Source organism: Streptomyces litchfieldiae (assembly GCF_031845365.1).
In the GTDB taxonomy this organism is placed as follows: domain Bacteria; phylum Actinomycetota; class Actinomycetes; order Streptomycetales; family Streptomycetaceae; genus Streptomyces; species Streptomyces litchfieldiae.
In genome coordinates this window covers 566,304-580,442 of the sequence record NZ_JAVREL010000001.1, presented here as the reverse complement: position 1 = coordinate 580,442, position 14,139 = coordinate 566,304, and the positions used below count along the sequence as shown (strand labels likewise).

At 75.5% G+C, this 14,139-nt stretch carries 14 protein-coding genes; 12 read left to right on the top strand and 2 right to left on the bottom strand.

Translation table 11 applies throughout. The annotated features are described in order from the left end of the window. The first annotated feature begins 187 nt into the window (after nucleotides 1–187). Genes RM590_RS02720 through RM590_RS02685 form a run of 8 tightly spaced genes read left to right on the top strand, consistent with a single transcriptional unit; the run spans nucleotide 188 to nucleotide 7,361 of the window. Nucleotides 188–1,249 (top strand): inositol-3-phosphate synthase, encoded by a 1,062-nt coding sequence (locus RM590_RS02720; RefSeq protein WP_311702685.1) that lies wholly within the window; start codon nucleotides 188–190, stop codon nucleotides 1,247–1,249. Then, the gene (locus RM590_RS02715) at nucleotides 1,246–2,091 is read left to right on the top strand and encodes an SCO3242 family prenyltransferase (RefSeq protein WP_311702684.1); all 846 of its coding nucleotides are present in this window, start codon (nucleotides 1,246–1,248) and stop codon (nucleotides 2,089–2,091) included. Before RM590_RS02720 ends, RM590_RS02715 begins: the two co-directional genes overlap by 4 nt. Continuing rightward, nucleotides 2,088–2,939: a sugar phosphate isomerase/epimerase family protein gene (locus RM590_RS02710; RefSeq protein ID WP_311702683.1), complete on the top strand. Its 852-nt coding sequence runs from the start codon at nucleotides 2,088–2,090 to the stop codon at nucleotides 2,937–2,939. The genes RM590_RS02715 and RM590_RS02710 overlap by 4 nt, the downstream gene beginning before the upstream one ends. After that, the gene (locus tag RM590_RS02705; RefSeq protein ID WP_394813763.1) at nucleotides 2,933–3,472 is read left to right on the top strand and encodes an EboA domain-containing protein; all 540 of its coding nucleotides are present in this window, start codon (nucleotides 2,933–2,935) and stop codon (nucleotides 3,470–3,472) included. Before RM590_RS02710 ends, RM590_RS02705 begins: the two co-directional genes overlap by 7 nt. Continuing rightward, nucleotides 3,472–4,338, top strand: coding sequence for a TatD family hydrolase (locus RM590_RS02700; RefSeq protein ID WP_311702835.1), 867 nt, complete (start codon nucleotides 3,472–3,474; stop codon nucleotides 4,336–4,338). Before RM590_RS02705 ends, RM590_RS02700 begins: the two co-directional genes overlap by 1 nt. Before the next feature lie 5 nt (nucleotides 4,339–4,343). Further along, the gene (gene eboE, locus RM590_RS02695; protein WP_311702682.1) at nucleotides 4,344–5,525 is read left to right on the top strand and encodes a metabolite traffic protein EboE; all 1,182 of its coding nucleotides are present in this window, start codon (nucleotides 4,344–4,346) and stop codon (nucleotides 5,523–5,525) included. Further along, nucleotides 5,522–6,928, top strand: a complete 1,407-nt coding sequence (locus RM590_RS02690) for an alkaline phosphatase family protein (RefSeq protein WP_311702681.1) — start codon at nucleotides 5,522–5,524, stop codon at nucleotides 6,926–6,928. Before eboE ends, RM590_RS02690 begins: the two co-directional genes overlap by 4 nt. A 40-nt stretch (nucleotides 6,929–6,968) precedes the next feature. Then, nucleotides 6,969–7,361, top strand: coding sequence for a DUF4870 domain-containing protein (locus tag RM590_RS02685; protein ID WP_311702680.1), 393 nt, complete (start codon nucleotides 6,969–6,971; stop codon nucleotides 7,359–7,361). A 267-nt stretch (nucleotides 7,362–7,628) separates the two neighbouring features. On the opposite strand, the gene RM590_RS02680 is transcribed toward RM590_RS02685, so the two are convergent. Then, nucleotides 7,629–8,273: a response regulator gene (locus RM590_RS02680; RefSeq protein WP_394813774.1), complete on the bottom strand. Its 645-nt coding sequence runs from the start codon at nucleotides 8,271–8,273 to the stop codon at nucleotides 7,629–7,631. Then, complete coding sequence (locus RM590_RS02675; protein ID WP_311702678.1) at nucleotides 8,273–9,367, bottom strand: sensor histidine kinase; 1,095 nt, start codon at nucleotides 9,365–9,367, stop codon at nucleotides 8,273–8,275. Before RM590_RS02675 ends, RM590_RS02680 begins: the two co-directional genes overlap by 1 nt. 193 nt (nucleotides 9,368–9,560) lie before the next feature. Between RM590_RS02675 and RM590_RS02670 the strand changes: the two genes are divergently transcribed. The 4 genes from RM590_RS02670 to RM590_RS02655 all read left to right on the top strand — a co-directional run bounded on the left by RM590_RS02670 (nucleotide 9,561) and on the right by RM590_RS02655 (nucleotide 14,136). Next, nucleotides 9,561–10,151: a DedA family protein gene (locus tag RM590_RS02670; RefSeq protein ID WP_311702834.1), complete on the top strand. Its 591-nt coding sequence runs from the start codon at nucleotides 9,561–9,563 to the stop codon at nucleotides 10,149–10,151. Nucleotides 10,152–10,336: 185 nt separating this feature from the next. Beyond that, nucleotides 10,337–11,956, top strand: a complete 1,620-nt coding sequence (locus RM590_RS02665) for a prenyltransferase/squalene oxidase repeat-containing protein (protein WP_311702677.1) — start codon at nucleotides 10,337–10,339, stop codon at nucleotides 11,954–11,956. A 13-nt stretch (nucleotides 11,957–11,969) separates the two neighbouring features. Further along, complete coding sequence (locus RM590_RS02660; protein WP_311702676.1) at nucleotides 11,970–12,935, top strand: aldo/keto reductase; 966 nt, start codon at nucleotides 11,970–11,972, stop codon at nucleotides 12,933–12,935. A gap of 103 nt (nucleotides 12,936–13,038) precedes the next feature. Beyond that, nucleotides 13,039–14,136 carry a PucR family transcriptional regulator gene (locus RM590_RS02655; RefSeq protein ID WP_311702675.1) on the top strand — a complete coding sequence of 366 codons (1,098 nt, stop codon included), beginning with the start codon at nucleotides 13,039–13,041 and terminating at the stop codon, nucleotides 14,134–14,136. The last annotated feature ends 3 nt before the right edge of the window (nucleotides 14,137–14,139 follow it).

The following is a 14,139-nucleotide window of genomic DNA, read 5'->3' as shown; positions in this document are numbered from 1 at the left end:
CACCCCGGTGCCGACGCAATGACCCCCGTCCCCACCGACTCCCGTTCCCCCACCAGACCCGTCCCCGCCGCGCGCCGCGGCGGCGACGGACCCGGCCGCGCGGATCCACGCGCGGCCGGCAAGCCGGCGGCGCGGGTGGTGACGCCGAACCCACCCCGCCGCCGCACCCCATCAAGGAGGAGGGCCCATGACAACCGCTTCCCCCGAACGCGCCGGCCTCTGGCTCATCGGCGCCCGCGGCTCCGTCGCCACCACCACGATCGCCGGCCGCGCCGCGCTGGCCGCCGGACTCTTCCCGCCCACCGGCCTGGTCACCGCCCTGCCGCCGTTCGCCGACTGCGCCCTGCCCGCCCTGGACGACCTTGTCGTCGGCGGCCACGACATCGCCGACACCCCGCTCCCCAAACGCGCCGAACAGCTCGTCGCCGCCGGCGTCCTGCCGCCCGGCCTGCCCGCCGCCATCGCGGCCGAACTCGCCGCCGCCGACGCCGAGATAAAGACCCCCGGCCCCGAACCGGCCGCCGACATCGCCGACTTCACCCGCCGCCACGGCCTCGCCCGCACCGTCGTCGTCAACGTCGCCACCACCGAGACCGCCCCGGCCATCAGCACCGCCTACGCGTCCGCGGCCATCGAGGCGGGCTGCGCCTACGTCAACTTCACGCCCTCCACCGGCATGCGCGCCCCCGGCCTCGCCGAACGCGCCCACCGCGCCGGACTCCCACACGCCGGCCGCGACGGCAAGACCGGCCAGACGCTGCTGCGCGCCGCGCTCGCCCCGATGTTCGCCCAGCGCGCCCTGGACGTCCGCGCCTGGTCCGGCACCAACCTGCTGGGCGGCGGCGACGGCGCCGCCCTGGAGGAGCCGGCCGCCGCCGCGGCCAAGAACGCCGGCAAGGCCCGCGTCCTCGCCGACACCCTCGGCACCACCCCCGAGGGCACCGTGCACATCGACAACGTCCCCGCCCTCGGCGACTGGAAGACCGCCTGGGACCACGTCGCGTTCGACGGCTTCCTCGGCACCCGCATGGTGCTCCAGACCATCTGGCAGGGCTGCGACTCCGCGTTGGCCGCGCCGCTGGTCCTCGACCTCGCCCGGCTGCTGGCCCGCGCGCACGCCGCCGGCCTGTCCGGGCCAGTGCCCGGCCTCGGCTTCTACTTCAAGGACCCCGACACGGGCCCCGCCGCCCTCGCCGACCAGCACCGCGAACTGCTCGCCCTCGCCGACGCGCTGCGGGCCCGCCCGTGACCCGCGCCTGGGTCGAACTCCTGCGCGGACCAGCGGCGTTGACCGTGCCGGGCGACCTGGTCGCGGGCGCGGTCACGGCCGGCGGCGGCCGGCCGCGGCGGCTCGCCCCGGCCGTCGCGTCCTCGCTGTGCCTGTACTGGGCCGGGATGGCGCTCAACGACTGGGCCGACCGCGACATCGACGCCCGCGAACGACCCGAACGCCCCCTGCCGTCCGGCCGGATCCGCCCCGCCGCCGCGTTCGCCGCGGCCGCGGGCCTGACCGCCACCGGCCTCGCCCTCGCCGCCACCGGCCCCCGCCAGGCATTCGCCACCGCAACGGCCATCGCCACCACCGTCTGGGCCTACGACCTCGGCCTCAAGCACACCCCCGCCGGCCCGGCGGCCATGGCCACCGCCCGCGGCCTCAACGTCCTCCTCGGCGCCGCCGCCACCGGCCGCGTTCCCGGCCGCGCCCTCGCGCCCGCCGCCCTGACGGCCGGCCACACCCTGGCCGTCACCGCGCTCTCCCGGCACGAGGCGCACGGCGGCCCCCGCACCGCCCCCCTGGCCACCCTCGCCGCCACCGCGGCCATCGGCACCACCCTGGCCGGCCGCCGGCCCCAGGTACCCGTCGGCGCCGGGGCCGCCGCCTACCTCCTCACCGCCGTGCCGCCGCTGGCGCGCGCCACCCGGCGGCCCAGCGGGGAGCGCGTGCGCGGCGGTGTCGTCGCCGGGCTCCAGGCCATGGTGCCCCTCCAGGCCGCGCTCGCCGCCCGCGCCGGGGCGCCGCGCGCCGTGCCCGGCCTGCTCCTCATGCTCGCCGCCGCGCGGCGGCTGTCGCGGAAGGTCACGCCCACATGAGCGCTCAACTCCGTTCCGCCTACGGCACCAACGGCCTCACCGACCTCCGGCTCGACGACGCGCTGGGGCTGCTCGCCGACCTCGGCTACCGGGGCGTCGCGCTGACCCTCGACCACATGCACCTCGACCCGTGCGCCCCCGGCCTGGCCGACCGCACCGCCCGCGTCGCCCGGCGGCTGGCGCGGCTCGGGCTCGGCGTCGCCGTGGAGACCGGGGCGCGTTACGTCCTGGACCCCGTCGCCAAGCACGGGCCGAGCCTGCTCGATCCCGACCCGGACGCCCGCGCCCGGCGCGTCGGCCTGCTGCTCGACGCCGTGCAGGTCGGCGCCGACCTCGGCGCCACCGCCGTGCACTGCTTCAGCGGGCGCGTGCCGCCGGGCACCGCCGAGGCCGACGCCTGGTCCCGGCTCACCGGCGCGCTCGCCCCCGTCCTGGAGCGCGCGACCCGCCTCGGCGTGCCGCTCGCCGTCGAGCCCGAGCCCGGCATGCTCGTCGACACCCTCGCCGCGTTCCACCGGCTGCGCCGCCAACTGGACGGCGTGCGCCTCACCCTGGACCTCGGCCACTGCCACTGTCTGGAGCCCGACCCGGTGCCGGACTGCGTCCGCGCCGCCGCGCCCTGGCTCGCGCATGTCCAGATCGAGGACATGCGGCGCGGCGTGCACGAGCATCTGCCGTTCGGCGAGGGCGAGATGGACTTCCCGCCGGTGCTCGCCGCGCTGGCCGCCACCGGCTATCCGGGCCTGATATCTGTGGAGTTGCCGCGCCACTCGCACGCCGGGCCCCAACTGGCCCGCGAATCCATGGACTTCCTCACCGCCGCCCAGCGGAAGGCCGTGCCGTGCTGACCGACATCCGGCTCACCGCCGAGGGCCGCGCCTGGCTGGACTCCGTGCTGGGCGGCCCGGACTGGGAGGCCGCGTTCACCGCGGCCGGGCGGCACGTCGGCCGCGCCGCCGCCGACGCCGTCCGCGTGCTGCTGCTGCGCACCGCCCGCGCCGACGCCGCCACCGTCACCCGCCTCTACCAGCACGGCGACGCCGCCGAACGCCGCGCCGTGCTCCGCGCCCTGCCGCACCTGCCCGTCGGCGCCGACGCGCTGCCGCTGGTCGAGGACGCGCTGCGCGCCAACGACGCCCGGCTCATCGAGGCCGCCGTCGGCCCCTACGCCGCCCGCCACCTCGGCCAGCACCTGTGGCGGCACGCCGTTCTCAAGTGCGTGTTCACCGGCGTCCCGGTCACCGAGGTGGCCGCCCTCGCCGACCGCGCCGACCCCGAACTCGCCCGCATGCTCACCGACTTCGCCGCCGAACGCACCGCCGCGGGCCGCCCCGTGCCGCCCGACGTGGCCTACGTCCTCACTCTCATCCCGGAGGCATGATGCGCATCTTCGACCCCCACATCCACATGTCCTCCCGCACCACCGACGACTACGAGAGAATGCGCGCCGCGGGCGTCGCGGCCGTCGTCGAGCCGTCGTTCTGGCTCGGCCAGCCCCGCACCTCGGCGGCCACCTTCCTGGACTACTTCGACTCCCTCCTCGGCTGGGAGCCCTACCGCGCCGCCCAGTACGGCATCGCCCACCACTGCGCCCTGGCCCTCAACCCCAAGGAGGCCAACGACCCGCGCTGCACCCCGGTGCTCGCCGAACTGCCGCGCTACCTCGACAAGGACAACGTGGTCGCCGTCGGCGAGGTCGGCTACGACTCCCTCACCCCCGCCGAGGACACCGCGCTGGCCACCCAGCTCGAACTGGCCGCCCGGCACGGCCTGCCCGCCCTCGTCCACACCCCGCACCGCGACAAGGCGGCCGGTCTGGAACGCACCCTCGCGATGCTCGCCGAGTCCGAACTCGCCCCGGAGCGCGTCGTTCTGGACCACCTCAACGAGACCACGGTGGAACGCGCCGCCGACTCCGGCTGCTGGATGGCGTTCTCCGTCTACCCCGACACCAAGATGGACGAACGCCGCACCGTCGCCGTGCTGCGCCGCTTCGGGCTGGACCGCATGCTGGTCAACTCCGCGGCCGACTGGGGCCGCAGCGACCCGCTCAAGACCCGCCGCGTCGCCGACGCCATGCTCGACGCCGGCTTCACCGAGGACGACGTGGACCGGGTGCTGTGGCGCAACCCCGTCGCGTTCTTTGCCCAGAGCGGCCGGCTCGACCTGGACGGCCGCCCCCAGCCGGAGAGTTACGAGGGCAACTCCATCCTCCGCGGCACCCCCGCCGAGCCGGCGGGGCGGTGACGGCCATGCGCTTCCGGCACCCCGACGGCTCCACCGTCCACCTCGCCTACTGCACCAACGTCCACCCCGCCGAGACCCTGGACGGCGTGCTGGCGCAGCTCGCCGAGCACTGCGCGCCCGTCCGCCGCCGCCTGGGCCGCGACCGCCTCGGCATCGGCCTGTGGCTGGCCCGCGACGCCGCCCGCGCCCTCGTCGCCGAGCCCGCCGCGCGCCGCGCCCTGCGCGCCGCGCTGGACGGCCACGGCCTGGAGGTCGTCACCCTCAACGGCTTCCCCTACCGCGGGTTCGGCGGCGAACGCGTCAAGTACGCCGTCTACACACCCGACTGGACCAGCCGCGAACGCCTCGACCACACCGCCGACCTCGCCCGCGTCCTGGCCGAGCTGCTGCCCGACGACGAGCCCGAGGGCACCATCTCCACGCTGCCGCTGGCCTGGCGCGAGCCGTACTCCCCGGCCGACCAGGACCGCGCGCTGGCCCATCTCACCGAGCTGGCCGACCGGTTGGACGACCTTGCCGAGTCCACCGGCCGTTCCATCCGGATCGCCCTCGAACCCGAACCCGGCTGCGTCGTGGAGACCACCGAGCAGGCCGCCCGCGTGCTGACCTCGCCCGGCGCCCCGCCCGCACACCGCGTCGGCGTCTGCCTGGACACCTGCCATCTGGCCACCGCGTTCGAGGACCCCGACCGGGCGCTGGACGGCCTGGCCGCCGCCGGGGTGCCCGTCGTCAAGTCGCAGCTCTCCGCCGCGCTGCACGCCGAACACCCCGACCGGCCCGAAGTCCGCGCCGCGCTCGCCGAGTTCGCCGAGCCGCGCTTTCTGCACCAGACGAGGGAGAACGCCGGCGGCATCGTCGAAGCTCATGACGACCTGGACACCGCGCTGTTCGGCCCCGAGCCGCTGCCCGGCCGGGGCCCCTGGCGCGTCCACCTCCACGTTCCGCTGCACCACCGCCCGGCCCCGCCGCTCACCTCGACGTTGCCGCACCTGACCCGTGCCCTGACCCGGCTCGTCGGCGGACCGGCGCCGCTGACCCGCCACCTGGAGGTCGAGACCTACACCTGGCAGGTCCTGCCCCCGGCGCTGCGCCCCACCACCCCGGACGCGCTCGCCGACGGCATCGCCGCCGAACTCGCCCTCGCCCGCGATCTGTTGACCGGCCTCGGCCTCAAGGAGCTGCCATGACACGCCCGGTCGTCGTGCTCGACGTCGTCGGCCTCACTCCCGACCTGCTGCCCGCGCTGCCGAGCCTGGCCCGCCTCGCCCGCACCGGCTCGTCCGCGCCGCTGGGCACCGTGCTGCCCGCGGTGACATGCTCCGCCCAGGCCACGTTCCTCACCGGCGCCCCGCCGTACCGGCACGGCATCGTCGGCAACGGCTGGTACTTCCGGGGCCTGGGCGACGTGCTGCTGTGGCGGCAGCACAACGCGCTGGTCGGCGGCGAGAAGATCTGGGACGCCGCCCGCCGCGTCCGACCCGACTACACGGTGGCCAACGTCTGCTGGTGGTACGCGATGGGCGCCGACACCGACTTCACGGTCACCCCCCGCCCCGTCTACCACGCCGACGGCCGCAAGGACCCCGACTGCTACACCCGCCCGGCCGACCTGCACGACGAACTCACCTCCCTGCTGGGCCCGTTCCCCCTCTTCCAGTACTGGGGCCCGACCGCCTCCATCGTCTCCTCCCGCTGGATCGCGGGCGCCGCCCGCCACATCCTGGACACCCACCGCCCCGACCTCACCCTGGTCTACCTCCCCCACCTGGACTACGACCTCCAGCGGTACGGCCCGCGCGGCGCCCGGGCCCGCGCCGCCGCGGCCGAACTCGACGCGGAGATCGCCCCGTTGCTCAAGGCGGCCGAGGCCGCCGGGGCCACCGTCGTGGTGCTCTCCGAATACGGCATCACGCCCGTGCGCCGCCCGGTCCACATCAACCGCGCCCTGCGCGCCGCCGGCCTGCTGGAGGTCCACACCCAGGCCGGCATGGAGTACCTCGACCCCTGGGTCTCCCGCGCGTTCGCCGTCGCCGACCACCAGGTCGCCCACGTCTACGTCCGCGACCCCGCCGACCTGCGCCGCACCCGGGAGGTCCTGGCGGACGTCCCCGGCATCGCCGAACTCCTCGACGACACGGGCCTGGCCAAGCACGGCCTCAACCACGAACGCGCCGGCGAACTGGTCGCGGTCGCCGAGCCCGACTCCTGGTTCACCTACTACTACTGGCTGGACGACGCCCGCGCCCCCGACTTCGCGCCCACGGTCGAGATCCACCGCAAGCCCGGCTACGACCCGGCCGAGCTGTTCTTCGACCCCGCCGACCGCCTGGCCAAACCCCGCGCCGCCCTCGCCCTGGCCCGCAAGAAGCTGGGCCTGCGCTACCGCATGAACGTCATCCCCCTCGACCCGTCCTACGTGCGCGGCAGCCACGGCCGCCTCCCCGACACCCCCGGGGACGGCCCGCTGCTGCTGTGCTCCGCCCCCGACGCCCTGACCGGCGACCCGGTGGACGCCACGGACGTCAAACCGTTCCTCCTGGGCCTCCAGGGGCTCACCGCCCCGGGACCCCTCCCGGGCACGAAGGGATAGACAGTTCCCACCGAGAGGAAGAAGCGAGGTGGGCGCGGTGATGGAGGCAACGGCGAGCCGCAGGGGTCCGATGTGGTCCTATCTGAGCGCGGCCGTGGTCGCGTGGACGCTGTTCGGCGTCTTCGCGCTCTGGCTCCCGCCACTGATCATCCGCGCCCGCACGCACGACCCGGCGACGCGCCACCACGCCACGGCCGCCGTGAACTTCGGCCTGACCTCCCTGATCGTCCTGGTCACCGGCGCCCTGCTGTCGGTCCTGCTCGACCTGGACGAGACATCCGGTTCCTCGTCGGGGACACAGCCGCTGCCGATGATGCTGGCGGCCTGCTACGTGCTGGTCGGCATGGTGGCACTGGTGGTCGGCGCGGCACGCACGGCCTTCGGAAAGGAGTTCCGCTTCATCGGGGCGATGTCCCTGCGGCTGGTGCGCTGAGGCGCTTCCGCGGAGAAGCACGCGGCACCGGGATGAGTTCTCGTCATCCGGCCGGTCCACCCACGGCTGGACGGCCGGAGCGAGCCGGCCGTCGGCGCCCGCTGCGAGGCTCGCAACGGTTTTCCCGACGGGCCTGTCACACAGGTGGTCTGCGTGGTCGTCGCGGCGGACCGGCCGTACTCATGCGGCTGGGACGCCGCGGCGCTCCTGCGCGGATGGCTGGACCAGCTCCGCCGGCTCGCCATCCTTCCCCGCGCCGCGCGCCGTTCATGACCCCAGATACCGCAGCACCGCCAGCACCCGGCGGCTGTAGCCGCCGGAGGCGGGCAGATCGAGCTTGTCGAAGATCGCGTTGATGTGCTTCTCCACCGCGCTGCGCGACACCCACAGGCGTTCCGCGATCGCCGCGTTCGTGTGGCCCTGGGCCATCTCGCGCAGGACGTCCCGCTCGCGGGGGGTGAGGCGGGCCAGCGGGTCGGTGTGGGTGCTGCGGGCCAGGAGGCGGCGGACCACTTCGGGGTCGAACGCCGTCCGGCCCGCGCCCACGCGTTCCAGGGCGTCCAGGAACTCGTCCACCTCCGCCACCCGGTCCTTCAGCAGATAGCCCAGGCCGCCCGCGCCGGTCGCCTCGTCGGTCAGCAGCTCGGTGGCGTACCGGCCCTCGACGTACTGCGACAGCACCAGCACGCCCACCCCCGGCCAGCGGCCGCGGATCTCCAGGGCGGCGCGCAGGCCCTCGTCGCTGTGCGTCGGGGGCATCCGCACGTCCAGCACCGCCACCTCCGGTGGGTCGGCGGCCACCGCCGCCAGCAGGGCCTCCGCGTCGCCGACCGCCGCCGCCACCTCGTGGCCCTCCTCGGCGAGCAGCCGCACCAGGCCCTCGCGCAGCAGTGTCGAGTCGTCCGCCAGCATCACGCGCACGGCAGCTCCGCGGTGATCGTCGTGGGTCCGCCGGGCGGGCTGTCCACCCGCAGGGTGCCGTCCAGCGCCGCCGCGCGGCGGGCCAGGCCCAGAAGGCCGCCGCCGGTCGGGTCGGCGCCGCCCGCGCCGTCGTCGGTCACGGTCAGGGTCAGCGCTTCGTCGCCGGGCGCGAGGCGCACGGAGACCGTTCGCGCGCCGGAGTGCTTGACCGCGTTGGTGACGGCCTCCGACACCACGAAGTAGGCGACGGCGGCCACCGCCGGATCCGGCTCGGCCGGCAGCCGGTAGTCCAGCCGCACCGGCAGCGGGCAGCGCTCGGCCACCGCCTCCAGCGCGGCGCGCAGCCCGGCCTCGTCGAGCACGGTGGGGTACACCCGCCAGGCCACCTCGCGCAGTTCGCTCAGTGCCTGCCGCGCCTGCTGGTGCGCCTGCGTGAGCAGGTCGCCGTCGCCGTCGCCGCGGCGGCGGGCCCGGCCCAGCAGCATGCCGAGGGCGACCAGCCGCTGTTGAACGCCGTCGTGCAAGTCGCGTTCGATCCGGCGGCGTTCGTCGTGCACGGCTTGAACGACCCCGGCCCGGCTGACCGCGAGCTCCTCGATGCGGCGCTCCAGCGCGTCCCGCCGGCTCGGCCCGAAGAAGTGGCGGACCAGCGTCGTCTCCAGGGCGGCGACGGCTTGAACGGCATAGGCGGAGAGGAACAGCAGGAACAATCCGCCGATTCCGGCCAGCATGTTCGCCAGCCAGTGCTCGACCACGAACCACAGCCACAGCAGGATGGAGAAGTACGCCGCGCCGATCAGCACGGACAGCAGCACCAGCGCGCCCAGCGCGCCGAGCAGCCAGCGCACCGCGAGATAGCCCAGCACCGCGGCGCGTGGCGGAACGGGCGCGGGGGCCGGCGGGTCGCCGCCCAGGAAGCGCGCGACACGGGCCCGCTCCAGCCCAGCCGTCCGCAGCGCCACCGCCGAGCCGGGCCGCCGGGCGAGCGCGGCGAGGGCGAGCGCGCCGAGGTCCATGGCGGCGGTGGGCACCCCCAGTGCCAGCCCGGTCGCCATCCGCAGCCAGCGGCGCAGCATCTTCCGCATGCCGCTCACGGTAACCGAGCGTGGTGCCCGGCCGGACTGCGGTTTTCCGCATATCGGCGCCTGGGGCGGCCCCCATCGCCGTCCGCCGGGAAGACTTTGTAGCGTCTGCGGTGTGATCTCATCCACCGCACCCCTTCCCCTGGCCGAATCCGCCGAGGATCCCGGCGGCATCGCCGGGTGGGCCACCGACCTCATGGAGGCCCTCGGCGCGCCCGGCGCCGGCGCGGCCATCGCCCTGGAGAACCTGTTTCCGCCGCTGCCCAGCGAGGTGATCCTGCCGCTGGCCGGGTTCACCGCGAGCCGGGGCGAGATGAGCCTGTGGGCCGCGCTGCTGTGGACGACCGTCGGGTCGATCGTGGGCGCGCTCGCGCTGTACTGGGTGGGCGCGCTGCTCGGCCGGGAGCGGCTGATCGCGATCGCGGCCAAGCTGCCGCTGGTGAAGGTCGCGGACATCGAGAAGACGGAGGCGTGGTTCGCCAAGCACGGCGCGAAGGCGGTGTTCTTCGGCCGCATGATCCCCATCTTCCGCAGTCTGATCTCGGTCCCGGCGGGCGTGGAACGGATGCCGGTGACCACGTTCCTGCTGCTGACCACGGCCGGCAGCGCCATCTGGAACTCCATCTTCGTGCTCGCCGGCTACCGCCTCGGCGAGGACTGGGAACGGGTCAGCGACCTGGTGAGCGTCTACTCGCGGGTGGTGCTGGTCGCGGTGGCGCTGGCGGTGGTGGCGTTCATCCTCTTCCGGCTCACGCGCCCCGGGCGGGGCAAGCGCCGGGCCTCGTAGCGGTATGTAACCGTCTGTTCACTCCATGGAGTGTAAATGTCCCGCCGCCCGCAGTCCGGGTGTGGGGGCTGTGCTGTCATGGAGGGGCAGCCCGGGCGATCTTGGTCCTCAACTCCTCGGAATACGCTGCTCGTTGTGCCGCGATCGCGGTTCCCAGCCGTACCCCGCCGTCCGTGGAGTTCGTCATGCCCGCGACCCGATTCGCGCCCGCCCCCGCCGCGTGTGTGGCCGCGCCCCCCGCCGGCCGCCCCCGCGGCGCCGCCGCGCCGCTGCGGGCCGTGGTCGCCGCGGCGGCGGCGGATCTCCTCGCGCGGCGCGGGCCGGACGGCCGCTGGCACGGCGGCTGCCGCGGCCGGCTGCTCGAATCGGCCCTCGCCGCCCACCTGTTGCGCGAAACGGACGCCCCGCCCGCGGTGCGGGGCGCCGTCGAGGGCTTCTGCGCCCGCGCGCTCGCGGCGGAGGAGGAGAGCGCGACGGATGGGAACGCGGCGGTGGACCCGTTCGACCGGCTGCTGTCCCGGTTCCTGGCCGCCGCCGCGCTGCGCCGCCCCGCCCGGGACGGCGACGAGGCCCGGGTGGTGGCCGCCCTGCGCACCTACCGGCACGCGTCCGGCGCCCGCAAACGCGCCCTGTTCGGCGCGCTGCTCACGCTGCTGCGGCCCGACGCCGACTGGGACACGCCCGACTGCCCGCCCGACCCGCTCGCCGTCTCGGGCGGCGGCGGCTGGCTGCGGCCCACGCTTGTCGCGGTCCGGCTGCTGGCCGGTGGCCGGGGCCCGCGCGCCGACCGCGCCGATGTGGCGTTCCTGCGCGACAGCCAGTCGCCGGACGGCAGTTGGGACCAGTACGTGCTGGGCACCGTGACCATCCTGCTCGTGCTGCGCCGGCTCGGCCTGGCCCCGGACGTGGTGGCGCGCGGGCTGCGCTTCGTGCTGGCGCAGGTCCGGGACGACGGCGGCGTGCCGTTCATCAGCAGCGTGGACACCTGGCTGACCTGCCTGGCCTCGCTGACCCTGGCCGACTGCGGCACCTCCCGCGGCGCGCTCGCCGCCTCGGTCGACTATCTGTGCGGCGCCCAACTCCCGTGCGGCGGCTGGGGATACGCGCCGGGCGTGCGGCACGCCGACGCCGACGACACCGCCGTCGCCGTGACGTTCCTCAAGCAGTGCGCCACCCCCGCCACGCAGCTCGCGGCCGACGCAGGCAGCGCCTGGCTGCGCGACGCGCAGAACGCGGACGGCGGTTTCAACACCTACCTGCGCGGCGCCCGTTCGGAGGCCGAGATCAGCGCCAAGGCCATCACCGCGCTGCTGGCCGGCCGGCCCGGGCCGCGCGAGCGGGCCGCCGCCGCCCGCGCCTGGCGCTGGCTGGCCGCCGGGCAGCGGGCCGACGGCGGATACCGCGCCGAGTGGGTCCGCTCGCCCGCGTTCCCCGTGCTGCACGTCCTGCGCGCCGCCCGCGCCGTCGCCGCCCGGGGCCTGGCCGACCCCGCGCCCGTCGTCGCCCGGGCCGTCGCCGGGCTGCGCGCCGCCCGCCCGGCCGACGCCGGCCCGCTGACCACCGCCTACGCCGTGGCGGCCCTGGCCACCGCCGGCGACGGCGGGGGGCTCCTGACGGACGGCGTCCGGCTGCTCGTCGCGACCGGCCCCGACACGGCGGTGCCGCCGGACTCGCTGGGCCCGCGCCCGTTCGTCTACGACGTTCCGCTGCTGTACGCGGTCTACCGGCTGGGCGCCCTCGCCGCCGCCCGCGATCAGCTCTCGATCCAGTCCGCGCGATACCCGTCAGCCGTCGTCACGGCGTGATCTACTGTCGGCCATGCACTATCGGAAGTTGGGCAACACGGGCCTTTCCGTGTCGGAAATCGGATACGGCGCCTGGGGTATCGGAAAATCGGCCTGGGTCGGGGCGACCGAGGACGAGTCCGTCCGCGCGCTGAACCGCGCCCTCGATCTGGGCGTCAACTTCATTGACACCGCCCGCGGCTACGGCGAGAGCGAGCGGATCGTCGGCCGCGTCGTCCGCGCCCACGCGGGCGAGAACATCCTGGTGGCCACCAAGGTGCCGCCGAGGAACGACAACTGGCCCGCGCCGGACGGCCTGGACCCGGCCGAGACCTTCCCCGGCGACCACATCAGGCAGAGCCTGGAGACCAGCCTGCGCGCCAGCGGCCTCGACCACTTCGACGTGCTCCAGTTCCACGTGTGGAGCGACGAGTGGGTCGGCCGCGGGGACTGGCTGGAGACCGTCGCCGACCTCAAACAGGCCGGAAAAATCCGCCACTTCGGCGTCTCCATCAACGACCACCAGCCGGACAACGCCCTCGCCCTGGTCGCCACCGGCCAGGTGGACACCGTCCAGGTCATCTACAACATCTTCGACCAGGCCCCCGCCGAGCGGCTGCTGCCCGCCTGCGCCGAGCACGGCGTCGGCGTCATCGTCCGCGTCGCGCTCGACGAGGGCGGCCTGACCGGGCGCGTCACCGCGGACACCACCTTCCCCGAAGGGGACTGGCGCGCCTGGTACTTCCGCGGCGACCGCCCCCACGAGGTCGAGCGGCGCGTCGCCGCTATCGTCGCCGACCTGGGCATCGCGCCGGACGAGATCGCGGAGACGGCGCTGCGGTACGTGCTCAGCTCGCCCGCCGTCTCCACGGTGATCCCCGGCATGCGGACCGTGCGGAACGTCGAGCGCAACGCGGCGGTCGGCGACGGCCGCCCGCTGACCCCGGAGCAGCTCGACGTGCTGGCCCGGCACCGCTGGCAGCGCAACTTCTACGAGTAACGCCCGTCGGCCGACCGGGCGTTCGGACAACGGCCACGCCCGGCCGGCCGGTGCATGATGTGCGGACCGTCCGGCACGCCCGTGAACTGCGTAGAGTGGGCGGGTGGCCGGGGCACGAGAAGCGATACCGCCCTCCTATCTGGAGGGTTACGCCGCGATCCTCGGTGACGTGGCGCTGACCGGCCGGCGGCTGAGCCGCGACGAGATCGCCGCGCGCCGCGCGCTGGGGGAACGGGCCGCGAGCGAGGGCGTCGGGCTGCGCGACCTGGTGCGCGAGCACCTGATCGCCACCCGCCTGGCGTGGCGCGACCTGCCGGACGCGGCCGGGGCGCGGCAGGTGCGGTCGGCGGCGGAGTCGGTGCTGGCGGCGGCCGAGCAGGCGGTGGACGCGCTGGCCGAGGGCTACGGGCGGGCCCAACTGTTCGCGGTGCGACGGGACGAGGCCGCCCGGCGGGAGTTCATCGACGACCTGCTGCACGGGCGCGGCGACGCGGGCGCCCTGGCGGCGCGGGCGGGCCGGTTCGGCGTGCGGCTGGCGCACAGCCACGCGGTGGCGGTGGCGCGCGGCCCCGAGCCGTACGACGAGACCCACCCGGTGACGCGGCGGACGGCGGACGCGCTGGACGGGCGCTTCGGGCGGCGGCTGGTGCTCCTGACCACCAAGGACGGCCGGCTGGTGTGCATCGCGCCGGGCAACGAGCCCGAGATCGTCGAGTACTTCGCGGCCCGGGTGCGGGCCGCGGACCCGCACGGCGCCTGGTGCGTGGCGCTGGGCCGGGCGCACCCGGGCCCGGGCGGTGTGACGCACTCCTACCACGAGGCGCTCAACGCGCTGGAGCTGGCCGACCGGATGGATCTGGACGCGGCCGTGCTGCGGGCGGCGGACCTGCTGGTGTTCCCCGTGCTGACCCGGGACCGGCAGGCCATGGCGGACCTGGTGCGTTCGGTGCTGGGGCCGCTGAGCGAGGCCCGCGGCGGGGCCGGGCCGCTGGTGGAGACGCTGGATGCCTACTTCGCGGCGGGCTGCGTCGCCACCGAGGCGGCGCGAAGGCTGTCACTGAGCGTCCGGGCGCTGACGTACCGGCTGTCGCGCATCCACCGGCTGACCGGAGCGGACCCGGCTGATCCGCTCCAGCGCTACACCCTGCAAACCGCCGTCATCGGTGCCCGCCTGCTGGACTGGCCGGCCCGCGACCTGTGACGG